Origin of the sequence: Actinobacillus arthritidis (assembly GCF_029774155.1) — a bacterium.
Taxonomy (GTDB): Bacteria; Pseudomonadota; Gammaproteobacteria; order Enterobacterales; family Pasteurellaceae; genus Actinobacillus; species Actinobacillus arthritidis.
Genome location: NZ_CP103833.1, coordinates 203,387 through 226,995 on the forward strand (window position 1 = coordinate 203,387; position 23,609 = coordinate 226,995).

The 23,609-nt window shown below is 39.1% G+C and carries 19 protein-coding genes and 3 pseudogenes; 13 read left to right on the top strand and 9 right to left on the bottom strand.

Translation table 11 applies throughout. The annotated features are described in order from the left end of the window. Window positions 1-5: 5 nt before the first annotated feature. From NYR89_RS01010 to NYR89_RS01030, 5 genes and pseudogenes are all read left to right on the top strand, one after another. On the top strand, window positions 6-1,898 hold the full coding sequence (locus NYR89_RS01010) for a monovalent cation:proton antiporter-2 (CPA2) family protein (protein WP_279445966.1): 1,893 nt from the start codon (window positions 6-8) through the stop codon (window positions 1,896-1,898). A 161-nt stretch (window positions 1,899-2,059) separates the two neighbouring features. Next, window positions 2,060-3,954: pseudogene (gene nrfE, locus NYR89_RS01015) on the top strand (heme lyase NrfEFG subunit NrfE). Window positions 3,955-3,974: 20 nt separating this feature from the next. Then, window positions 3,975-4,508, top strand: a complete 534-nt coding sequence (locus NYR89_RS01020; RefSeq protein WP_279445967.1) for a redoxin family protein — start codon at window positions 3,975-3,977, stop codon at window positions 4,506-4,508. Further along, window positions 4,508-4,906: a heme lyase NrfEFG subunit NrfF gene (nrfF, locus tag NYR89_RS01025; protein ID WP_279445968.1), complete on the top strand. Its 399-nt coding sequence runs from the start codon at window positions 4,508-4,510 to the stop codon at window positions 4,904-4,906. The genes NYR89_RS01020 and nrfF overlap by 1 nt, the downstream gene beginning before the upstream one ends. 2 nt (window positions 4,907-4,908) lie before the next feature. Next, window positions 4,909-5,652, top strand: coding sequence for a TPR domain-containing protein (locus NYR89_RS01030; protein WP_279445969.1), 744 nt, complete (start codon window positions 4,909-4,911; stop codon window positions 5,650-5,652). 54 nt (window positions 5,653-5,706) lie between these two features. Here NYR89_RS01030 and NYR89_RS01035 read toward each other — a convergent pair whose 3' ends face one another. Continuing rightward, window positions 5,707-7,026, bottom strand: coding sequence for a D-alanyl-D-alanine carboxypeptidase family protein (locus NYR89_RS01035; RefSeq protein ID WP_279445970.1), 1,320 nt, complete (start codon window positions 7,024-7,026; stop codon window positions 5,707-5,709). 160 nt (window positions 7,027-7,186) lie between these two features. Next, window positions 7,187-7,648: a pyridoxamine 5'-phosphate oxidase family protein gene (locus tag NYR89_RS01040; protein ID WP_279445971.1), complete on the bottom strand. Its 462-nt coding sequence runs from the start codon at window positions 7,646-7,648 to the stop codon at window positions 7,187-7,189. A 225-nt stretch (window positions 7,649-7,873) separates the two neighbouring features. Here NYR89_RS01040 and hutZ point away from each other — a divergent pair, with 225 nt between their 5' ends. Beyond that, window positions 7,874-8,392: a heme utilization protein HutZ gene (gene hutZ / locus NYR89_RS01045; RefSeq protein ID WP_279445972.1), complete on the top strand. Its 519-nt coding sequence runs from the start codon at window positions 7,874-7,876 to the stop codon at window positions 8,390-8,392. A 109-nt stretch (window positions 8,393-8,501) separates the two neighbouring features. Then, on the top strand, window positions 8,502-11,312 hold the full coding sequence (locus NYR89_RS01050; RefSeq protein ID WP_423848239.1) for a TonB-dependent hemoglobin/transferrin/lactoferrin family receptor: 2,811 nt from the start codon (window positions 8,502-8,504) through the stop codon (window positions 11,310-11,312). Window positions 11,313-11,904: 592 nt separating this feature from the next. On the opposite strand, the gene NYR89_RS01055 is transcribed toward NYR89_RS01050, so the two are convergent. Continuing rightward, the gene (locus NYR89_RS01055; RefSeq protein WP_279445973.1) at window positions 11,905-12,567 is read right to left on the bottom strand and encodes an NAD(P)H-dependent oxidoreductase; all 663 of its coding nucleotides are present in this window, start codon (window positions 12,565-12,567) and stop codon (window positions 11,905-11,907) included. A 233-nt stretch (window positions 12,568-12,800) separates the two neighbouring features. Here NYR89_RS01055 and NYR89_RS01060 point away from each other — a divergent pair, with 233 nt between their 5' ends. After that, a complete protein-coding gene (locus NYR89_RS01060; protein ID WP_341536366.1) occupies window positions 12,801-13,694 on the top strand; it encodes an NAD(P)-dependent oxidoreductase in 894 nt (297 codons plus the stop codon). 58 nt (window positions 13,695-13,752) lie between these two features. Here NYR89_RS01060 and NYR89_RS01065 read toward each other — a convergent pair whose 3' ends face one another. Together NYR89_RS01065 and NYR89_RS01070 are read right to left on the bottom strand one after the other, a co-directional pair. Beyond that, the gene (locus NYR89_RS01065; RefSeq protein WP_279445974.1) at window positions 13,753-14,790 is read right to left on the bottom strand and encodes an LLM class flavin-dependent oxidoreductase; all 1,038 of its coding nucleotides are present in this window, start codon (window positions 14,788-14,790) and stop codon (window positions 13,753-13,755) included. Between the two features lie 79 nt (window positions 14,791-14,869). Next, window positions 14,870-15,930, bottom strand: a pseudogene (locus tag NYR89_RS01070) (NADH:flavin oxidoreductase/NADH oxidase). 90 nt (window positions 15,931-16,020) lie between these two features. Here NYR89_RS01070 and NYR89_RS01075 point away from each other — a divergent pair. After that, window positions 16,021-16,920, top strand: coding sequence for a LysR family transcriptional regulator (locus tag NYR89_RS01075; protein ID WP_279445975.1), 900 nt, complete (start codon window positions 16,021-16,023; stop codon window positions 16,918-16,920). 66 nt (window positions 16,921-16,986) lie between these two features. Here NYR89_RS01075 and NYR89_RS01080 read toward each other — a convergent pair whose 3' ends face one another. After that, entirely contained in the window at window positions 16,987-17,844 is an 858-nt protein-coding gene (locus tag NYR89_RS01080; RefSeq protein ID WP_279445976.1) for a LysR family transcriptional regulator, read from the bottom strand. A gap of 123 nt (window positions 17,845-17,967) precedes the next feature. Here NYR89_RS01080 and NYR89_RS01085 point away from each other — a divergent pair, with 123 nt between their 5' ends. Continuing rightward, window positions 17,968-18,252, top strand: a complete 285-nt coding sequence (locus NYR89_RS01085) for a putative quinol monooxygenase (protein ID WP_279445977.1) — start codon at window positions 17,968-17,970, stop codon at window positions 18,250-18,252. 11 nt (window positions 18,253-18,263) lie between these two features. Then, window positions 18,264-18,931: pseudogene (locus NYR89_RS01090) on the top strand (NAD(P)H-dependent oxidoreductase). A gap of 86 nt (window positions 18,932-19,017) precedes the next feature. On the opposite strand, the gene NYR89_RS01095 reads toward NYR89_RS01090, so the two are convergent. Next, window positions 19,018-19,872 carry an AraC family transcriptional regulator gene (locus tag NYR89_RS01095; protein WP_279446622.1) on the bottom strand — a complete coding sequence of 285 codons (855 nt, stop codon included), beginning with the start codon at window positions 19,870-19,872 and terminating at the stop codon, window positions 19,018-19,020. 198 nt (window positions 19,873-20,070) lie between these two features. Between NYR89_RS01095 and NYR89_RS01100 the strand changes: the two genes are divergently transcribed. Continuing rightward, a complete protein-coding gene (locus NYR89_RS01100; RefSeq protein ID WP_279445978.1) occupies window positions 20,071-21,486 on the top strand; it encodes a glucose/sorbosone family PQQ-dependent dehydrogenase in 1,416 nt (471 codons plus the stop codon). Between the two features lie 96 nt (window positions 21,487-21,582). Here NYR89_RS01100 and NYR89_RS01105 read toward each other — a convergent pair whose 3' ends face one another. Further along, a complete protein-coding gene (locus tag NYR89_RS01105; RefSeq protein WP_279436857.1) occupies window positions 21,583-22,191 on the bottom strand; it encodes a cation diffusion facilitator family transporter in 609 nt (202 codons plus the stop codon). A gap of 77 nt (window positions 22,192-22,268) precedes the next feature. On the opposite strand from NYR89_RS01105, the gene NYR89_RS01110 reads away from it, so the two are divergent. Continuing rightward, the gene (locus tag NYR89_RS01110) at window positions 22,269-22,664 is read left to right on the top strand and encodes a MerR family DNA-binding protein (RefSeq protein WP_279445980.1); all 396 of its coding nucleotides are present in this window, start codon (window positions 22,269-22,271) and stop codon (window positions 22,662-22,664) included. Window positions 22,665-22,706: 42 nt separating this feature from the next. Here NYR89_RS01110 and NYR89_RS01115 read toward each other — a convergent pair whose 3' ends face one another. After that, window positions 22,707-23,591 (bottom strand): LysR family transcriptional regulator, encoded by an 885-nt coding sequence (locus tag NYR89_RS01115; protein WP_279445981.1) that lies wholly within the window; start codon window positions 23,589-23,591, stop codon window positions 22,707-22,709. Window positions 23,592-23,609 lie beyond the last annotated feature (18 nt).

Genomic DNA, 23,609 nt, shown 5'->3' on the forward strand with positions numbered 1-23,609 from the left:
AGTTTATGTCGATAGATATTGCACATTTAGCAAATTCAGAGTTAGGAAAAATAGTTGCACTCCTCGCAACCAGTATAACGATTGTTCCGCTTTTTAAACGAATTGGTTTGGGCAGCGTACTCGGTTATTTAGTCGCTGGTTGTTTGATCGGCCCTTCCGTATTAGGCTTATTTCAAGATCCACAAGCTATTGTCCATTTAGCCGAATTAGGGGTGGTCATGTTCCTCTTTATTATCGGTTTGGAAATGCACCCTGAATTATTGTGGAGTATGCGTAAAGCGATTTTTGGGCGAGGATTCTTACAAGTTGCCAGTTGCGGTACGTTACTGACGTTTGCTGGTATTTATATTTTGAAACTATCGACAGAGGTTGCTTTTATAGCAGGGGCAGGTTTTGCATTATCTTCTACCGCAATCGTTATGCAAATGTTAGAAGATAAAGGGATTGCTAGTACCTTAAAAGGGCAAAGGATTGTTTCGACATTATTATTTGAAGATTTAGCGATTGTACCGTTATTGGCATCTATTGCATTTTTAGCACCGGAACAGGCAAGCCAAGAACAAACTTCCAGTCTGACCTCGATAGGGATTGCTGTAATCGGCGTTATTATTCTGATTGTCGGTAGTAAATGGGTTATGAATCCATTATTCCGAATGATTTCAAAAGCAAAAGTGCGTGAAATGATGACTGCCGCCGCATTATTAGTGGTATTAGGTGCGGCATTATTAATGGAAATGAGCGGACTTTCTATGGCGATGGGCGCTTTTGTTGCCGGAGTCATTTTATCTGAATCATCTTTTCGTCATCAATTAGAAGCAGATATTGAACCGTTCCGTGGCTTATTGCTTGGCTTATTCTTTATGGGTGTCGGTATGTCGCTCGATCTGAATTTTGTCTTCAATGATTTAGTTTGGCTGTTGAGTATTGTGGCTCTATGCGTTTGCGGTAAGGCGTTGGTCGTGTATTTAGTGGCGAGATTAACTCGCTTAACTCATCAGGAGGCAATGATGCGAATGTCGATTATGGCACACGGCGGTGAGTTTGCCTTTGTATTATTTGCGCTACAGCAGCTAGCAGGTTTATTAGACGAAGATCAGCAAGCAACTTTTACCGCGACCGTCATTGTTTCGATGTTAATTTCGCCTTTAATTGTATTATTAGTGCAACGCTTTATGGCTCGTAAAGTAAGCCAAGAAACCCCGAATATGACCGGTATTGAAATTGCAGAAGATTTGGAAAATAACGTCTTAGTGATCGGGTTTGGGCGTTTTAGCCAAATTGTGTGTCAAACGTTGTTAGCAAGGGGTATTACCGTAACCGTGATCGATTCTAATACTGACCGTATTCGTGCGGCGACCAGTTTCGGTTTTAAGGTTTACTATGGTGACGGTACGCGTTTAGATGTATTAAGAGCAAGTGGTTTAGCCAAAGTAGATTGTGTCGTGTTAGGAATTAACAATCCAGCAAGAAGTGCCTTGATTGTTGAACAAATTAAACAAGAATTTCCATTAACACCAATTTTCGCCCGTACTTATGACCGCCATAGTGCAATTGAGCTGACCAAGTTGCATGTAGATTTTCAAATTAGAGAAACTTTTGAATCGGCATTGTTATTGAGTAAAGCGGCAATGGTTAAACTGGGGATTGATGAAATAGAGGCAAATGAAGTGATTGAAAGTGTTCGTTCACTAGATAAAGCTCGTTTTAAAGAAGAATTGATTTATGGCACTTCAGCTGAGTTGATTCGCAAATATTTCACACCAAAACCGTTTGTTCAGCCACAACAGGAAGCGGAAGCGTTAAATGAACACGCCGCAGAAATTTTGGCAGATGGAGAACAAAATGATAAACCGGCTGAAAGCAATTCGAAGGATGTAACTGTAAATCCTCTCGATTAAAAGTCGTGTTTGATCAAAACTTTTTGTTACAAAGGGCGAGTTAGTCGCCCTTTTCGTTTACATAGCCGTAACAAATCTTTATGATTAATTTTTGTGATTTTAAGCGGTGATTTTTGCAAATATTTTTGCAAGATTATTTTATTTATTGTAGTAGGTTTTTTATGCTCCCTGAATTGGGTTATTTTGCACTAATTTTAGCGGCAACGGTCGCAATCAGCCAAGTGGGATTATCATTGTTGGGTGAGGTTACAAAAAAGGCGGCCTTACTTCAATATAATATGTTATTAAGCTATGTTCAGACTTTGAGTTGTGTACTTTCTTTCGGCGTACTTGCTTATGCTTTTTTAAGCGATGATTTTTCCGTGATTTATGTTGCACAACACTCTAATAGTCAGCTACCTGATTTTTTTAAATTCGCCGCAACGTGGGGAGGGCATGAAGGATCGATGCTATTTTGGTTGGCGGCATTGACACTTTGGACTGGCGTATTTTGCTTATTTTCCGATAAATCGGACCGCTTATTTATTAATAGAACGTTAGCAATGCTAGGGCTAATCAGCCTTGGCTTTATGCTATTTATTCTATTGGTATCGAATCCGTTTGAGCGTAGTTTCCCTCCACCGCCGGAAGGACGTGATCTTAATCCGATGCTACAAGATGTCGGGTTGATCTTTCATCCTCCGTTACTTTATTTAGGCTATGTTGGTCTTGCGATAAGTTTTGCGATGATTGTTGCCGCCTTAATGGAAGGAGTATTAGATGCAGCAATAACGCGTTGGATTCGTCCTTGGACAATGATTTCGTGGGGATTTTTAACCGCTGGTATTATGCTCGGTGCGTGGTGGGCATATTATGAACTCGGCTGGGGAGGCTGGTGGTTCTGGGACCCGGTAGAAAACGCTTCATTAATGCCTTGGTTGTTAGGCACGGCTTTAGTGCATAGTCTGATAGTGAGTGAGCAACGTGGTATTTTTAGTTATTGGACAATTTTACTGGCGATTTTTGCTTTTGCGTTGAGTTTATTAGGCACATTTATTGTTCGTTCCGGCGTATTAACTTCAGTTCACGCTTTTGCGGTTGATCCGGACAGAGGAATGGCATTACTGATTCTTTTTTCAGCCTCAGTTTTATTGCTTTAGCCTTATTTGCTTTCCGTGTAAACCTATGGCAAGGCGAAGTAAAATTTCAATTCTTTTCAAAAGAAACTGCTTTTTTACTCTTAAATGGCTTATTGAGTGTGGCGGCTTGTGCCGTATTACTCGGTACATTTTACCCGATGATTTTTACTGCAATGGATTGGGGATCAATTTCAGTCGGTGCACCTTATTTTAATAATGTGTTTGCACCATTGGCATTGTTACTGATGATCGCAATGGGATTGTCGGTAGTATTACGTTGGAAACAAGTTCCGCTTAAGCAAATTATGTTGAGATTATGGTTAATACCGGTTGCGATTGGTGTTTCTTTGTTACTGGTTCAGCATACAATTTCGCAGACAAAATTGCATCAGATAGAAGTATTACCGACCATTTTTATGAGCCTGGCCGTTTGGATTATTTTGACTCACATTCCATATTCGGCAAAATTATTACAAATTAGGCCGCTTGCAATGCGTTTGGCTCATATCGGTTTTGCCATTTGTGTCATTGGTGCCATGATGAACAGCTATTACGGCGATGAAATCGGCGTGCGTTTAAAACCGCAACAACAAGCGGAATTAGCTGGCTTTACTTTTAAATATGAAGATTATCAAGATGATATCGGAGCCAATTATACGTCTGAGAATGCGATTTTCTCGATCCGTAAATCGGATAAGTTGTTGTCAACAGTAGTCGCAGAACGTCGTTATTATGATATTCGTACAATGACGATGGCAGAAGTGGGCTTATATCATCACGGTTTAGACGATATTTATATTGTGATGGGCGATAAATTCGGCAATCTTGAATATGCGTTCCGCTTACATTATAAACCTTATGTGAGAGCGTTATGGCTAGGTGGAATCATAATGGTTTTAGCCTCTATTTTAGCTTTATTCGGTTATCGTCGTAGATAAAAGAGATTGGTGGAATGAATATGAAAAAAGTTTTTTTGTTTTTACCTTTGTTATTACTGGTTGCATTAGTCGGTTTTTTGACTGTGCCGTTAATGAATAAAGATGCTTTATCACCGACCGAAGATTGGCGAGATAAGCCATTCCCGGAATTTGTCGGAAAAAGTCTGCTGGATCATAATGCACATATTAATAATAACAGTTTGCCAAAAGAGCCTTATATTTTGAATGTTTGGGCAAGTTGGTGTACTTGGTGTATCAAAGAATTTCCGATTTTATTAAAACTAAAAGAGCAAGGTGTGCCGATCGTTGGTTTAACCTATTCCGATCAGTCTAATGATGCGAGAGAAGCGTTGGGGCGTTGGGGTAATCCATTTACGTTAATTATTGATGATTACGAAAAAGGTTTTTTGATTCAAACTTTAAAAGTATCTTCAGCACCTTCCAGTTATTTAATTGATAAACACGGCATTGTTCGTTATCAGCAAAAAGGTTATAACCCTGATTTTGAAAAAGACTTTTTACCTCGTTTGCAGGCGTTACGAGAGGAAAAATAATGATTAAGTTTTTGCAAAAAATGACGTTAATTTTACCGCTTATATTCAGTATGCCTCTTAAGGCGGAAATGGTGGATACCTTTCAATTCCACAATGAAGCTGACCGAGTACGAGCAGTTGCTTTAGCAAAATCCTTACGTTGTCCTCAGTGCCAGAACCAGAATTTAGTCGAATCTAATGCAACAACAGCATATAAATTACGGCTTGAAGTCTATGAGATGGTCAATCAAGGTAAAAGCGATGATGAAATTATCCAAATAATGACGCAGCGTTTTGGACATTTTGTAAATTATAAACCGCCGTTTAATTCGCAAACTTGGGCATTATGGGGTATCCCGCTCGGTTTATGTTTAATGTTACTGAGTGCGATTGTGTGGCGAACTAAAAAGCGTAGATAAAAATGAAAACAAGAGATCAGTTTAATCAACAAAATTATCAGCAAGCGGTTAAATTTGCTGAATCTTATTCAGCGGAACTGAAGCAAGAATATTTAGCAGAAACGCAAGATCGTTATCAATTTGAACAAACGCAAAAGTGTCATCATTTGGAAAATACCACTCAAAAACGACCGCTTGTCATACTGGGGTTGGCGGTACTGTTAGGGGTAGTTACAACTTTAATTTATTGGCAAACAGGTCGTTATCAAATTGTCCGAACCGGTACGCAAATGCACCAAGCATTTCAGGTAAAAACTGCATTGGAAGATAAAGAACAAAAAAATTATCGTTATGTAACCAATTTACAGGAGCGTTTACGAGAAAATCCGAATGATGGTGATTTATGGTATGAATTAGGTCAAGCGTATACACTGAATAATGATTTTGATTCCGCATTAGTTTGTTATGATAATGCTCAAAAAGTATTAGGGGAAAAGGCATCAATACTCGGTGCGATGGCTACTGCCGAATATTATGCTAATCATAAAAAGTTATCGGAAAAAGCACTGCACTGGATTGATAAAGCCTTGAAACTAGATGCTAAAGAGAGCTCAAGTTTACTTTTATTGGCTTCCGATGCTTATGCTAAGAAAAATTACCAACAAGCAATAGATTTTTGGCGTAAAGTGTTAGATAGTGATAATGATGCTATTGATCGTAAAGCGATTATTTATAGTATTCAAACAGCAAAAGAGAGGCTGAATTAGCTGTGTGTAATGAGCAAGATAGCTGGGTTGCCAAATTACCCATTACATTTTTTATTATTTAAGATATTCGTAGATTTTAATCGTATCAGTTAGGCGCTGTTGTGCACTTTGAGATGCTACAAATATTACGGCATTATTTCCTTGTGGTAACTGAACCCAACTAAGCATATGGAAATATGCGGGAGTTAGTGTTCCTGATTTTCCACCAATAAACCATGTATTCTCATATAAATGTTCAAATGAGGATACTACTTCAATAGTTCTAGCGTTTTGACCTCTAATTTGTAGCTGTTTTCTAGGGGTGCTAAATATCTTTACTAATTTCTCATTCTTAGTTGCCTGAATGCAAAGCATAGCTAAATCGTATGCCGTAGAAGTGTTTTGCTTGGATGCTAATCCGGTTGGATTTACAAAATAAGAATTCTGCATACCAAATAATTGTGCTTTTTCATTCATATATGAAATCACGTCAACATTCATATATTCGCTGATAGAACGGGCAACTAATTCAGCAGATGTGTTACTTGAGGGCGACATCATATTATATAGAGCATCTTCTAGTGTAATTAGATCCCCTGCTTTCAGATTATTGCCACTTCCTTTTTTAATGTCGGATTCTATAACTGTCAATTCTGTATCTAATGATATACCGGATTCTAAAGCAATTAATGCTGTAAGTATTTTTGTTGTTGATGCGGGAGGTATCGGCGTATGTAAATTATGTTGTATAAGAATAGGTTGGATATTTCCATTAGAGGATATAGGGATAATAGCCATGGCTTTTGTATTAATATTCTTAAGATAACTAAAGACGCTATTAGTGTTATCCATATCGTTTTCTTTTGGTGGTTGTCCCTTATAGTTATAGTACGCTTCATCAATAATATAGCCCCATAGACGTGATGACGGTATTGTTTGTAAATGCCTAAAATTATTTTCTAATCCTGTAGTATCAAGAATAATATCAAATGATATATCACTACCATCTGTTGCATATATTGTAAATTCTACAATTCCAGTATTTGGTTCTATACGGTACTTTGATTTATTTGCTAATGTTATGTACTTTATTTGTTCACTTTCATGGCCATAAGTATCTTTCTTAACTGCTACAAATCCCCAGCCATTATTGATTCCCGAATTACTACTATCATTAGGTTCATGATAAAAATTTCGTAGATAATATAAATAACCTGATTCAGCATTATTGACCTGAATAAACAAAATATTTTTCTGTAATTTATCAATGGGAATGATTTTATCTATTGACTCCCTTCCCCTATTGTGATAAGAGAATGGAGCTAATTTTCCTTTATTAGCTATTAAAGTGCGATAATTAGACTCTTGTGTAAGATTTTTCGTAATACAAACCATTGTATCTCCAGTACTCATGTGTAAAACTTAGATAACTTATAAGAAAATAAGAATTTCTAGATAGAGGATAGTTGCTTAAATCTAAATAAAAATGAAATTCTTATGTTATTCTAACAATCCTAACAGCTAATGAGAAGAGAGCAATAATTTGCTTTCTTTTTTATCGTCTATGAACTGTTTGATATTCATCACTACTTTCTGGATCACCTTTTTTCCATTCCATTTTTCCATATCTTCCTAATGAATGATCAATTAATCGAATTTGTTCTAATTGAATTTCCCAAATATCTAACGAATCATCCGTATAGGGCTTAAAGGCATTGTTATATATTCTTCTTGCATTTTGAGCGGATTCGCCCTCTAAACAATAAGATTTTCCTGAAAATTGAATGCCTTGTAATAAGGAATGAAAGCGTGTCGGAGTATAAATTGTTCCAGAGATACAAGGATTTTTATATAGGATTTGAGCGTGCTTAGTTTGATTAGATGTGAGGTATATCAGACGATCATATTCCGGATCGAATTTATAAAAGCAAATAAATGACCAAGGCTGATTATTTTCACAGCCAGAGATAGTACATAGATATTTCTTATGGAGAATATTAGTGATACGTCTTTGCATTCGTCCTCCCCAATAATGTAAGTTTAGTCAGTCTTATGTGATTTAATATAGCATAATTTATAATGTTTTATATTGTTTGCAATCAATAATGTTATTTTTTGTTAGTATAATGTCAAAATTTACACTTTTATGGGTTGCTAAACGTAATAAGATAAATATAATTACGAATGGTTTTTATTTGTAATAAATATAAAATATTAATAAATTTAATTAAAAGGAGATCTTATGACCACAAATCGCCAAGACGTACTACAAAATCGTTTAAGGCCTGAAATTCAAGAATTAAAACAAAGTATTCAGACTATTGTGCTTTCAACGGTAGATAAAGCTGGTAAGCCGAATGTGAGTTATGCACCTTTTGTCATTAATAATGGTGAATATCAAGTGCTTATTTCGACGATTGCACGTCATGCTCGTAACTTAATGGAAGTTCCGAAAGTGTCATTAATGTTGATTGATGATGAAGCTAAAAGTCGCCAAATTTTTGCACGTCGCCGTTTAACTTTTGATGCGAGTTCACGTTTAATTGAGCGTGAGGGAGAAGAATGGGAAAGTGGTTTAAAAGCACTAAAAGCTCGCCATGGTGATTTAATTGATGAGCTTGCAAAAATGAAAGATTTTAAATTATTTAGCTTTAAACCTATACAAGGCCTTTTTGTGAAAGGTTTTGGCAAAGCATTTGAAGTAAGTGCCGATGATCTAGTGAATTTTGTTCACTTAGATGAAGGTCATAAAACAGAATAAATATATGACGAAATATTTACTGTGCTAGTTTGATTAGCACAGTTTTTTTATCTCACATAAAGGAGAATGATTGTGATTAAGTTTCGCTTTAATCTGTCTGTTGCAAGCATTGTGTGTTTTACAATACAACATTGCATTAGCAGAAGAACAAATCCAGCTGGATACCATTATCGTTAAAGAGGGCCTTCAGAAACAAAAAATTTCTGAAATCAAAAAATCTGCAAAACAACTTGCTAAACAACAGGTGCAAGATTCTCGAGATCTAGTACGCTATGAAACCGGTGTGACAGTAGTTGAAACAGGACGTATGGGCAGTAGCGGTTATGCAGTACGTGGTGTAGATGAAAACCGTGTTGCCATTACCGTAGATGGTTTACAACAAGCGGAAACACTTTCATCTCAAGGATTTAAAGAATTATTTGAAGGGTACGGTAATTTTAATAATACGCGTAATTCGGTGGAAATTGAAACCTTGAAACAAGCGACAATTCGTAAGGGAGCGGATTCAGTACGAGTTGGAAGCGGTGTTTTAGGTGGTGCAGTGATATTTGAAACTAAAGATGCTCGTGACTTTTTAATAGAAAAAGATTATCACTTCGGCTATAAAACTGGCTATTCAAGTGCAGATAATCAAAAATCAAATTCACTTACATTTGCCGGTCGTTATAAGAACTTTGATCTTTTAGCTTTAAAAACTTGGCGTGACGGACATGAATTAGAGAATTACGATTACAAGACGGCAAACGGTAATTTGCAAGGTAAAGAACGAGAAAAAGCTGATCCTTATGCCATTAAAAAAGATAGCACATTAATTAAACTCGGATATTCTCCCTCAGAGAATCATCGTTTTAGCGTAGTAGCAGATATATATGAAAAGAAAAATCGAGGTCACGACTTTTCTTATACTTTAAAACCGACTACATATATTGATGTTGATGAATATGAATTACGTCATACGAATGATAAGAGTAAGCGTCAAAATTATGCATTTGTGTATGAAAACTTTAGTGCCAATCCATTATGGGATAGTTTAAAACTGACTTATTCTACTCAGAAAATTAAGAACAGAGCGAGAACAGACGATTATTGTGATGGAAAGCATTGCAAAGAAACGGAAAATTTAGCTGGTTTACAGCTAAAAGACGGTAAAGTCGTCGATAGAGATGGTAAGGCACCACAATTAAGTGTTGAACCGTCATCAGGACTAACAATGATCACGGACTCAAAAGGCACTTATACTGAGGGGCTAGAGTTAGTGAACGATTATTGGTTTGATTGTAATGTCTTCGATTGTAACTCACCGATTACCGCTTATAAAAAAAGTTATGATAACTCAATTCGTTTTGGCGAGGTAAAGCTTAATAAGACATATACTAACGAAAAGGGACATAAGTTTGCTACGCTTACTCGTAAACAGGATTTTTATAGTGTTTTGCTTCCAAGTAGTAAAGGTTATACGGAGAATATTTATTCAGAACGAGATTTAGATACTGAAACTAAGCAAATTAATTTAGATTTAACTAAAAATATCTTGTTATTTGGTCAAGAGCATTCTTTTGAATATGGCGGTAGCTATAATCAAACTGAAAAGAAAATGGTGAATCACAGTGGCTTTAGTGCTACGGGAAATACGCAATGGTGGGCAAGACGTTTTTTAGGTGTAAAAACGAATTACTTTAAGAATGGGGAAGAGGAAGCTATTACTTGTAGTAATGCTTCGGGAAGTGATCAGTGGAACGGTTTACTTTGCCCTAATCAAGATACTTTTTCATTTTTAATTCCGGTTGAAGCAAAAAATAGCTCGTTATATTTTACTGATAATGTAAAAGTGAATGACTATTTAAGCTTTGATTTGGGTTATCGTTATGATCACATTCGATATAAGCCTCAATATATTGCCGGTAAAACGGCGAAGATTCCGGATGATATGTTACAAGGTATTTTTGTACCGTTACCGAATAATCCCTCAAATGAGCAGATTCGTCAAAATGCGGAAGAAAATATTAAATATTTCTCACGTAATGTTAAATATCAAAAACACTCTTATTCCTTAGCGGCAACAACGGATCCACTTAGTTTCTTACGCTTACAGATAAAATATGCTAATGGTTTTAGAGCACCGACTTCCGATGAGCTTTATTTTACCTTTAAGCATCCGGATTTTACTGTATTACCGAATGTAAATTTAAAAGCCGAGCGAGCTAAAACAAAAGAAGCAACATTAACGTTACATAGTGATTTAGGTTTTATTACGACCAGTTATTTTAAAACGGATTATGAGAATTTTATTGATTTAAAATATATAGGGTCTAAAAATTTAACGAATGTTTTTAGTGGAAGTGCCACGGCAAGACCTTACCAGATTTACCAAAATATAAACCGTCAAGATGCGAAGGTGAATGGTTTGGAAATTAACTCTAAATTGAATCTCGGTCAGCTATGGCAGATTTTAGATGGGTTTAATGCAAGTTATAAATACACTTATCAAAAAGGTAAGATGGAGGGTAATTTGCCGCTTAATGCGATTCAGCCGAGAACATCTGTGTTTGGTTTAGGTTATGCACATCCGGAAGATAAATTCGGGGTTGATGTGTATGTTACCCGTGTAAGTGCGAAGAAGGCGGAAGATACTTACAATATGTATCATAGCGAAGAAAAGGCAAAAGACAGTTATTTAAAATGGCGTAGCGGTGCTTATACGTTGTTAGATATGATTGCTTATGCGAAACCGTGGAAAAATGTCACGTTACAGGCAGGTGTTTATAATTTACAGAACCGCAAATATCTGACTTGGGAATCGGCTCGTTCGATTCGTCCGTTTGGGACAAGTAACTTGATTAACCAAACGACAGGTAGAGGATCAAACCGCTTCACTGCTTCGGGAAGAAACTTTAAGTTAAGTGCAGAGGTAACATTCTAAGTCTAGTAAATAAAATGCCCGATAAGTCATTACTTATCGGGCATTTTTTGTAATTTGAACCACGGAAAATACCGAATACACAGAATAAATGGATATTAAGTAGTACAACATAAACATCATTTACATGATGCTTGCATGCTATTAGGTTAATAACATGATTTTGTGCTCTTGTTTATGAAATTCTCCCCAAAGAACAAATCGGTAATAAATTTTCCAAATGCTGATGGTGTAAGGTTCAAACGCAATCGACTCTTTGGTACAAACATCTTACTTCACAATTTAATTTCATTGCTTTGTTTGATATCGTGAATGGTTTTTACCTTGTATTCATAGGAGTTAATCTTATCCATAATTCGATAGTGGGTAATTCTCAGCCATGCGTTGGCAATTGAGCCCTTTGAGCGAATGAGCTTCATTGTATTCTTGGTGAGAATCGTCAAAAAGCACCTGTTGTTTGCTCAAATTATGTTTCGCTTTGGTTGGGTTGGACGTTGTTGCAAAAAAGCTTTCAGGTAGTGGTGCATTCGTACTATACTTTTTAATAAAAACGGTATGAAATCAGAAAAACTCATACCGTGTAATTTATAGAGGATTATTTCATCCAACTTACAATTTCTTCGAGCGGTTTACGTGATTTCGGGGCGATTTCACCAGCACGATAGCCGAAGGTTGCCATTACGGATACGCCATATTCATTTGGATCGAAGGCACCGGCTTCAGCAAGAATTTGGTTAACCGCATCATAGTTGAAACCTTCGATTGGGCGACTGTCGATACCAATCATCGCGACACCGCTCATCATATTACCTAATGCGATATAGGTCTGTTTTGAGCACCAGTCGAATAACGCACGCTCATTACCGGCGATTTTAATATCTTCAACGTGGAATTGTTTGTATAACGCTAACGTTTTTTCCATTTCTTCGGCGGTTAAACCACGTTGTTCAAGTGCTTTTTTGAAGTATTCGCTATCGTGACTTGCATTTTTCTTAGCAAGTAACACCACTAAATGGCTTGTCGCGTCCATTTGTGCCGCCATACCCCACGCAACCGGTTTTAATTTGTTACGTAATTCTTGGTTTTGAATTACCACAAATTTCCACGGCTCAGAACCGACCGAACTTGGTGAAAGACGAGCTAATTCTAAAATATAAGCGAAATCTTCATCGCTGATTTTTTTAGATGCGTCATAGTTACGTGTCGCACGACGATATTTAAATGCCGCTAAAACATTTTCTTTTTCAATATTAAACATTGCTTTCCCTTTTTATTTATACGCTTGATGAGTTAGTGCAACGAATAAAGATGCAAGAACTCAATGCGATTTCATAGTTGCTTTCCGAGTAAAATATTTTTGAAGTTTAAGCGATTCCAAGATATAAAATCCAATCACATTTTATTATAAGGAATATAAATGTAATTTATGTTAGATAAGACTATTTTTAGCCGTTTACAACCTTAAAAAATAAGCTACAATCAATAAAATTTATCCCGCATCAGAAGGAAAATACTATGACGGCAACATTTACACAAATTGGTTGGATTGGCTTAGGTCAAATGGGCGTACCGATGGTTAATCGTTTACTGGCGAACAATATCAATGTCAGCGTTTATAACCGAAATGCGGCGAAAAGTGCGGAATTTGCAGAAAAAGGTGCAAAAGTTGCCGGTTCGGTAGAAAAATTAGTTGCAGAAAACCAAGCGATTATTTTGATGGTTTCGGACTATGCGGCGGCAGTAGATATTTTAAATCCGGACGTTTGTGCAACGCCGCAGGGTAAAGTTATCGTGAATATGAGTACGGTTTCCCCAACCGAAAACTTAAAACTAAAAGTATTGGTGGAAGAACACGGCGGTTTATTTGCTGAAGCACCGGTTTCAGGTTCGGTTGTGCCGGCAACAAACGGTACTTTATTAATCCTATTCGGTGGACAAGAAGCTGTATTAAAACCGTTACAACCGGTATTTGACGTACTTGGTCAGCGTACTTTCCATTTTGGTGATGTGGGTAAAGGCTCTGGGGCAAAATTAGTGCTTAATTCATTATTAGGCGTATTCGGTGAAGCCTATGCGGAAGCAATGTTAATGGGTGAACAATTCGGGATTAACTTAAATGATCTTGCCGAAGCGATTGGCGGATCGGCAATGAACTCACCGATGTTCCAAACCAAAAAACCGTTATTATTAGAAAAATCATTCCCTGCGGCATTTATGCTGAAACATGCAAGTAAAGATCTCAATCTCGCTTGCGGAGAATTAGAAAAAGCCGGCTTAACGCTACCAGCGGTTGAAACGGTTGCGGCACAATATCGTGAGGCTGTAAAAGCGGATTTAGGAAGCCAAGATGTTTCAGGTATTTACTTACAATTAGCGAAAAAATAATCAAATTTGTATAAATAAGCGGTCGTAAATAGTTAAAAATTTACGACCGCTTTTTCTATTACATACTCGCTACAACATCCTTCAACAAGCGGTAAGATTTCGCTTGTTTTTGTTCATCGTAGATATAAGTTACCACCATAATTTCATCAATTTCCACGCGTTTAGCTAATTGGGTTAATTGAGCTTTAACCGTTGCTGGCGAGCCGACTAGCGTGCAAGCGGTCATTTGTTCTACCACCGCTTTTTCTTGGTGGTAAATCTGCATTTCACGTAAATCGACCGGTCCAAAGTGTAGCTCGTTTTCCGTGCGGTTAAAGTTTTGCCACACTTCCGCATCATTTGCCATTGGCGGTTGTAAATTCTGTTGTGCGTTGGTCACGACATTGATAAAGAATTGGGTTTGGGTGGTCACCAGACTTTGTGCTTCCGCATCGCTATCCGCCACAATCGCATTCACGCCCATAATTACATAAGGTTTTGCTAAATAGTCGGACGGTTTGAAATAACGGCGATAAATTTCGACCGCTTCCATCATCATTCGTGGGGCAAAGTGAGCGGCAAACGCATAAGGTAAGCCCAGTTCTGCGGCTAAATAAGCACTTTCGGTGCTGGAGCCTAAAATATAGAACGGGATATCTAAACCGGCGGCAGGGTAAGCCGAAACCGGATTAGTATTTTGGAAATAACCTCGCAGTTCGGCAATTTCATCCGGAAATTCGAGATGTTTTGCCCCTCGGCGTAACGCATTAGCGGTACGCATATCGGTGCCGGGCGCTCTGCCTAAGCCAAGTTGGACACGATTTGGATAAAGAGTCGCAAGCGTGCCGTATTGTTCCGCCACAATATAAGGGCTGTGGTTCGGTAACATTACACCGCCTGAACCAACCGCAATTTTTTCAGTATTGGCTAATGCGTGTTGAATCAGCAGGGTGGTCGCCGAGCTGGCTAAGTTTTTCATATTATGGTGTTCGGCAATCCAATAGCGAGCCAAATCCAGTTCTTCCGCCAATTGTGCCAGTTTCACCATAGACTGCATTGCTTGTGCGTAGTCTTGTCCTTCACGCACTGGGACGAGATTTAAAATAGAAAGTTGCATAATGTGATAAATCCGAGTGTGATAAATAAGAAAACGGTGTAAAAAATGCTTCTTTTTACACCGCTTGTATAGACGTTAATTAGAAATAACCACGTTGATATTGTGCCGGCACAAATTCAATACCGCTGTTATTTGACGCATTTTGTGCGTATTGTACATTCAATAACCATTGTGGGTCACGTAATAATGCACGACCAACGCCCACTAGATCCGCATCGCCGATTGCTAACACGTGATCAACCACATTCGCATCGTCTAACATACCGACCGCAATGGTTGGTAAACCGGTCGCTTGTTTTACTGCACGAGCTAGATACACTTGATAACCTGCGTTAAATGGCGGATGTTTGCCTTCGGCTAACACGCCGTCACCGCCGGCACTTACGTGCATACAATCCGCACCGGTCACGCAAAGCGTTTTGCCATTTCCACACCGTAATCCGCATCAAAACCGTCCGCACCGAATTCTTGTGCTGAAATACGTACGATTAACGGCATATCCGCCGGCATTACCGCTTTAGCCGCTTTAATTACCTGCTCACCGAATAAGAAGCGATCTTGACCGTATTCATCGCTACGTTGGTTTGATTTCGGCGATGAGAATTGGTGAATTAAATAGCCGTGTGCGCCGTGAATCTCAATCGCATCAAAACCTGCATCAACTGCACGTCTTACCGAGTCTTGGTAAGATTGAATCACATCTTGAATTTCCGCATTGCTTAATTCACGAGGTGTTTTTAAATTCTGACCTGCATAATCTAATTCACCGTAATGAATTGCTGAAGGGGCAACCACATCATCGCAATCTTGCGCTTTACGACCGGCGTGACCGATTTGCACCGCGATTTTACTGCCGTATTTATGTACGGAATCGACAATCGGTTTAAACGCATCACGCTGTTCATCATTCCATAAACCCAAACACTTAGGCGTAATACGGCCGTTTGGTGCAACGTTAGTCATTTCCACAATGATTAAACCGACACCACCAATCGCACGAGCGGTGTAATGCACAAAATGCCAGTCGTTCGGCATACCGTCTGTTGCCGAATATTGGCACATCGGCGGCATCACGATACGGTTTTTAAGTTCAAGATTTTTGAGTTTGAAAGGTGTTTGTAAATATCTAAATTTTGCCATGGGTCTAATCCTTTATGTCTAAAAAACGAATGGATTTTAATCGGCTGAAGATATAAAATCTAATCACTATTCTTTATACTAAATATAAATATGCGTGATATTAGAACCGTTGATTTAAACTTATTGAAAGCGTTTGATGCACTCTTGCAAGAACGTAACGTAACCAAAGCGGCACAACGTTTATCCGTGACTCAGCCGGCAATGAGTGCAATGCTAAATCGCTTGCGTGATAGCTTTGGTGACCCGTTATTTGTGCGTGTACAACACGGGATTGAACCGACTGCCAGAGCCTTGGCATTAATGCCTTCGGTTAAAACCATTTTGGCGGAAGTGAATCGAATGTTGCGCCCGGTGGAATTTGATCCGCAAACGGCTGAAATGACGATTAAGATCGCTTCTACCGATTATGGTTTGGAAGCGATTGGCACACCTTTTTTAGCCCATTTAAAACAACTTGCACCAAAAATTCGTGTCGCTTTTTTACCGGCACAAGATGTGGATTTGTTAGCCCAATTTGAACAGGCGAGAATTGATATTGCCTTGGTTTCTACCCAACATATTCCGGCGGATTTACACAGCAAACCGTTGCTGACAGAACATTATGTTTGTGTGATGCGAGCAGATCACCCAATGGCAAATCAATCGCTCAATTTAGATAACTTTTGTGAATTGGATTTTGCAATGATGTCCTATGACGGCGGACAATTTTACGGTGTTTGTGATGAGGCATTGGCGAAACTCGGTAAAACTCGCCGTGTATCAGTATCGGTTAATCACTTTTCTTTGCTACCGAATATCTTACGTAGCACAGACGTGGTGGCATTGGTGCCATCACGTTTATCTCATAACCTTAGCGGATTGATTTGCAAAGAGCTTCCGCTTGAAGTACAGGGCTTTGCAATCCAAATGGCGTGGCACGAACGCACCCACCAAGATCCTGCTTATCAATGGATCAGAAATTTGTTGGTGGAGAGCCTGACGAAACCATAATTGACAAACATATTTGCAAAAAATGAGGGAAATTAGACCGCTTGTTATCTTAATTTCCCGCATTATTTAAGCTTGTAAAACAAATTCAACAAATGCTTTTAGCACAGCGGAAGGATGTTTATGAGAGGGGTAAACCAAGTACATTTGATGTTGGTATTTAGGCTCGTTAGGCAGAATTTCAACTAATTGCCCTGATGTAAGATATTGTTCTACACAATAAGGTGGCAAAAAGCCGATAGCACAATCATGCAGTGCATATTCCAAAATCGCTTGAAAATCATTACTAACAAAATAGGTAGGAAGCTCAATATTTTGTTGTAAAAACATTTTTTCGAGTCGTAATCTTCCATTTTCTCCATAACCTGCGAGAGGGAAATGTTGTAATTCTTCCAAGGAATTAGGAGTCCCGAACTTGGCTAAAAATGCAGGGGTGGATACCAATATTTGCCCAACTGCCGTTAATTTTTTGGCGATTACTCGGTCGTCCGATTCTCGATAAAACCGAAAAGCGACATCAACACCGTCAGCAAAAAAGTCGGTAATACGTTCGCTGGCGGTACATTGTATTTGAACATTTGGATAACGCTGTTGGAAGTCTCGAATGATTTTCCACGCAGGAAAATAAGAAGGCGGCGTGGTAATTCTTAGTAGACCGCTGAGTTGTTGTTCATCATGGTGTAGATTACGTTCCGCCTCTAAAATAGCTTCCATATTGAGATAGGTTTGCTCGTAAAATTTTTGACCGGCAACAGTGGGTGTAACGCCGGTTTTAGCTCGCTCAAGAAGCTGAATTCGTAAGTTCTTTTCTAATTCACTGATGTTACGACTTAGGGTAGAAAGAGGCAGTTGTAATTTTTCAGTCGCTTTTGACAAACTGCCCATTTGTACCGCACAAATAAACATTCTAATTGCATTTAAATCCATATCATCCTCTATTAATACCCTTCCATTTTTGGAAGATAAATTCCTATTATAGATTATTCTGTTCAATATATAAAAACATTAAACTAGCCAACCTTAATTCATTTACATTGCTCGGAGAATAGGATGATTGCAGTTTATGCGGTTGCGGTAGTTAAACCGGAACATATTGATACATTTAAAACATTGGTTAATTCATTGGTTGAGGCTTCTCGCCAAGATAAAGGTTGTGTGAGTTACCAAGTTGGTACTGTTGCCGGCAAAGAGAATACTTTTGCTTTTGTTGAACAGTGGCAGTCAATGGCGGATTTAGAAGCTCACACACAACAAGCTCACTTTACGCAAGCGGTTGAAAAATTTGCGGATTTACTTAGCCAACCACTTGATATTAACGTAGTCGAATTATTTTAAGGAGAAGTTTAATGGCAATTTCTAAACAAGAAATTTTAGACGCATTTCATTTCCGTCACGCATGTAAACAATATGATCCGACTAAAAAAATTAGTACGGAAGATTTTGAATTCATTTTAGAAACAGGGCGTTTATCACCAAGTTCATTTGGTTTTGAACCTTGGAAATTTTTGGTCATTGAAAACCGTAAAATTCGTGAACTGATTCGTGACAATGCTTGGGGCGCGCGGATAAAGCAACGGATTGTAGCCATTTTGTCGTGTTCCTTGTTCGCCAAGAAAATACGCTGAAACAAGGTAGCGATTACACCCAATATATTATGAATGATGTATATCATTTACCAAAAGAAGTGGTGGATTTACGTAATACTTTCTACAAAGATTTCACAGAGGAACATATTGCGATTGCGAATAATCCTACTCGCTTTTACGATTGGGCTTGTCGCCAAAGCTATATTGCATTAGCAAATATGATGACTTCTGTCGCAATGATTGGTATCGACAGTACGCCGATCGAAGGTTTCCATGTAGAAGAGATGAATAAAATGCTGGCAGATGCCGGTTTGTTTGATCCAAACCTATTCAAAGTGAGTGTAATGGTCGCTTTTGGTTATCGTGGTATGGAACCATTCCCGAAAGCTCGCCAGCCAATGACTGATGTCGTTGAGTGGGTAAAATAAGTCTCGCTAATCAGGTTATACAAGCGGTGGTAAATTCCTAAAATTTTACCACCGCTTGTTGTTTGTTACTGAATAGCAAAACTACACTATCTCGCATCCCCTTTCGGGCTTACCCCAAAATGTCTTTTATATTCTCGGCTAAACTGACTTGGGCTTTCGTAACCGACTTGGAAAGCAATATTGGCGATATTGCTTTGCTTGGTTTGAATAAGCTTTTGTGCGGTCAGTAGACGATGCGATTTTTGATATTGTAACGGCGACATATTGGTCATTTTTTTAAAATGTAAATGAAAACCTGAAACCGACATTCCCGCCTGTTTCGCTAAATCATCTACCCGTAACGGTTCAGACAAATGTTGCTCGATCCAAAGTGCGGTTTGAGCAATTCGATTTGTGTGGTCGCCTACTTGTACCAATTCTCGTAATTTCTGCCCTTGATCACTTTTTAGCAGGACATAATAAATTTGTTGCTGAATAAGTGGCGCAAGAAAATCTATATCTTCCGGAGTTTTGAGCAAATCAATTAGGCGCTCAAACTGAGCCAGCAAATTTTCTTCCATTTGCCATTGTAAGAAAGCGGTCGATTTTGGCTGATTTTTTGCAATTTTCCTTGGAATATGCGGCACGATACTTGCCACCATTTTTAGGTCGATTTTCATCGTCATCATCAAGTAGGGCTTTTCAGGGCTTGCTTCAACCACTTCCACCGACAACGGCACATTGACAGGGCAAAACATAAAATGCTGATTACTGAATAGCGTACATTGATCGCCAATGCAAATTTTGCGTTCGCCTTGTAAGACGATACAAATACGAGGTTCAAGAATTGTGTTCACCACTGGTGTAGGGCGGTCGGCATGCTGAATCACAAGTCCATCAATCGGCGTTTGCCAAAGTTGGTTTTTCGGTACAAGCGGTAATAATTTATCAATAATTTGCATTTTTGGAGAATTAGGCAAAATTTTTACCGAAATGATATACCGACAATCGTGAAAATTCCACAAAAATAACTTCTCGTTCAATGAATATTTAGAACGGTGCGAAAATGGAAGTGCAAGCGGTCAAATTTGTAAATCATTTTGCGAATTTGACCGCTTGTGCTTAGAATGGCGAAATTTTATTCAACTTTTGGAGCAATGATGAAAAAAACATTACTGGCTATGATGATCGCAACAGCCGCAGTTGGTACAACGGCTTATGCTGAAACGAAAGCGGTGGCAAATCCTGTGGTGGCGAACCTTGAACAAGAAATCAAAAGTTCGGTATTGGTGGACGGCTTAGACGGCGTTTGGGATATGGTTTGGGGGGCTGACGACAAAATTTGGATCACCGAGCGTCAAGGCAAGAACATTGCGACCATTGATCCCAAAACGGGCGAGAAAAAAGTGCTTTACACCTTTGACAAAGCCTTCGCTCAGCCCGTTCATCAGGGTGTATTGGGAATGGCGTTCCACCCCAACTTCTTGAAAGGCAAAGGCGAGGACTATGTTTACGCCTACTACACTTATGCTAAAAATCCAACGGACGGCAAATCAACCGCTGGGCGTATCGTGCGTTTAAGCTATGATGCCAAAGCGGGAACACTCGGTAACGAAACGGTGGTGCTAGATAATTTAACAGGCGGTGATGATCATAACGGTGGGCGTTTGATGTTCGACCAAGCGGGCAAATTATTGGCAACCTTTGGCGATAACGGTTTCAACCAATACGGTAATAGCTGTAAGGAAAACCTCGCTCAAAAATTACCAACCGCTGAGGAAATCAAGCAAGGCAACTTCAGCCATTATCGTGGCAAAATTCTTCGTCTGAATTTGGACGGCTCAATCCCTGACGATAACCCAACAATTAACGGTGTGAAAAGCCACGTTTGGGCGTATGGTTTCCGCAATCCGCAAGGCTTAGTTTGGGTAGGCGACCAACTGTTCAACGTGGATCAAGGTCCGGGCGTGGACGATGAAGTCAATCTCATCGAAAAAGGGGGCAATTACGGCTGGCCGCACATTGCTGGCTACCAAGACAATCAGGCTTATAGCTATGTGAATTACTCTCAAGTGAACAACTGTACTCAAGCCCCGATGTACGATGAAGTGACCGTGCCAGAGGGCGTGAAAGCACAATTCCAAAAAGAAACGGACGTGAAATTAGACAATTTCAAAGAGCCATTAAAAACGTTCTATACCGTGCCGAACAGCTACAATTTCAATGATCCAAAATGCAATGGCGACTATATTTGCTGGCCAACGGTAGCGACTACCAGTATCGCTTATTATCCGAAAGACGGCAAAATCAAGCATTTGCAAAATTCCTTGCTTATCACAGGGGTAAAAACAGGTATTCTCTACCAATTACCGTTAAGTGGCGATGCAAAACAGGTTCAAGGCGAAGTGCTAACCCACTTCCGCACCAGCAACCGCTACCGAATGGTACTAGTGTCGCCTGATAGCTCGAAAATCTATGTTGCTACCGACAGTGCAGGCTACATTATGGGTAAACAGCAACAGCCCGTAAATGAAGTCGAAAACAAAGGGGCAATTCTCGTTTTTGAAGCGAAATAACAATGCTAGAAAAGGAGGGCAATAGTGCCTACCCTACAAAACACAAGCGATCGAAATTCGCAAAAAATTTGCAGATTTTGACCGCCTGTGGCAAAGCTATTGATGTTTTAACTCTTTAAGTGCTTGGCGAATAATCGCATAACTCGCTGAAAGTGAGAGATAAACCATCACAATAGCAACGATAAGATCAGGTAGATTTGAGTGAGTAAGATAAACAAAAAATGAGGCTAAGATAATGATTAAATTACCAATCGCATCATTTCGTGAGCATAGCCATACGCTCATCATATTGCTGTCGCCTTGACGAAAGCGATAGAGTAACCAAGCGGCAAGCATATTTGCCATAAATGCCGCTAATCCCATTCCGCCCATATCGTTATAACTTGGAAGTGAGCCTTCAGCAAATTGGTAAAAGGTTGTAATGAAAACCCACACGCCAACCAATCCCATTGTTATACCTTTAAGAAGACTGGCTTTTGCTCTTATGGAAAGAGACTTACCTAAAACCAAAAGGCTAATCAGATAATTGGCACTATCACCTAAAAAATCCAAACTATCCGCTAATAGTGACACCGAATTTGCTCGCAAGCCGACCAAAATTTCAACTATAAACATTACTGCATTGATCGAAAATACGACCCATAAAATTTTCCGATAAGTGTTGGAAAGCATTGTTTGCTCAACAGCACAATGATTGCAAGCCATAAAAAAAATCCTCTCTAATTGAAAATAGAGCTATACTGTAAAGCCTGTTCTTAGCACAGGGTCAAGAGGGAATTAAGATGAATGATTTTTTTACGGTAAAAGAAGTGAGCAAACAAACGGGGCTTTCACTTGAAACGATTCGCCATTACGAAAAAGTCGCATTAATTTGCCCGCCAAGAGCAGAAAACGGCTATCGCCAATTTAATCAAACCATTATGGAACAGTTAATTTTCATCAGAAATTGCCGAGCATTAGGGTTTTCGCTTGAAGAAATCAAACAAATGCAGGCTTTACAACAGCAACCGCAACAAGATTGCCATAATGTCGATGAGCTTCTCGCCAGCCACATTTTGCAAATTGATGAAAAACTCTCTCAATTACAGCAAATCAAGCAAAAGCTACAAGGCTTGCAAGGATGCAATAACCATAAAATTTCACAATGCAAGGTCATAAACGGCTTAAAAAATAGGTAACTTGCGTGGGCTAAAATGCCCACGTATTCATTTTTTGATGTCCTACCAATCTTTCTGTTCAAATTCTTCCACTAAAAAATCAATGATTTGTCGCACCGCAAGCGGTAATTTTTCTCGGCTTGGATACAAAGCGTAAAGGCTGTATTTGGGGGGTGTCCATTCAGGCAAGACGTTGAGAATTTTACCGCTTGCCAGTAGGTCGTTTAACATATATTTCGGTAACATCGCAATGCCATTATCGGCAAGCACACTATTGAGCAAGGCTGTAGAATCGTTGGTGGTAAATTTACTCGACAAATCAATTTCGGTGGTGCGTTCCCCTTGCGTTAAGTGCCATATTTTCATACTGCTATGGCAAAGCTGATGATGTTGCGACAAGTCGTTGGGTGTGGTTGGCGTGCCGTATTCCGCAAGGTAGGCAGGACTTGCCACTAGCAATGAATGGCACTCCGCCAGCTTTCGGGCAATTAAATTGGGGTCGGGATTATGGGTAATACGAATGGCAAGATCGATACGCTCACTAATTAAATCGACCAAATTATCTGTTAGTTGTAACTGCACATTGAGTTTAGGGTGCTGTTTGATAAAACGGTTAATGCTATTTGCTAAATGCAAACTGCCGAAGGAAACCGAACTCGCCACCCGAATCACACCTCGCAATTCGCCTTTTTGAGCGGAAATTTCTCGTTCCATTTCCACCGCACTTTCGGTAATTTTTCGGCAAAAAACGACCGCTTGCTCTCCAATCTCGGTAAGTACCACTTTGCGTGTGGTGCGTTGGAATAAACGAGCGTTGAGCCAGTCTTCCATTAGGGCAATATAACGGCTGATCATTGATTTAGAGATGTTTAATCGTTCAGCCGTTTGGGTAAAACTGCCCGTTTCAGCCACCGATAGAAAAACATTGATTGCAGTAAGTTTATCCATTTTTTCTTCCATTGTTGC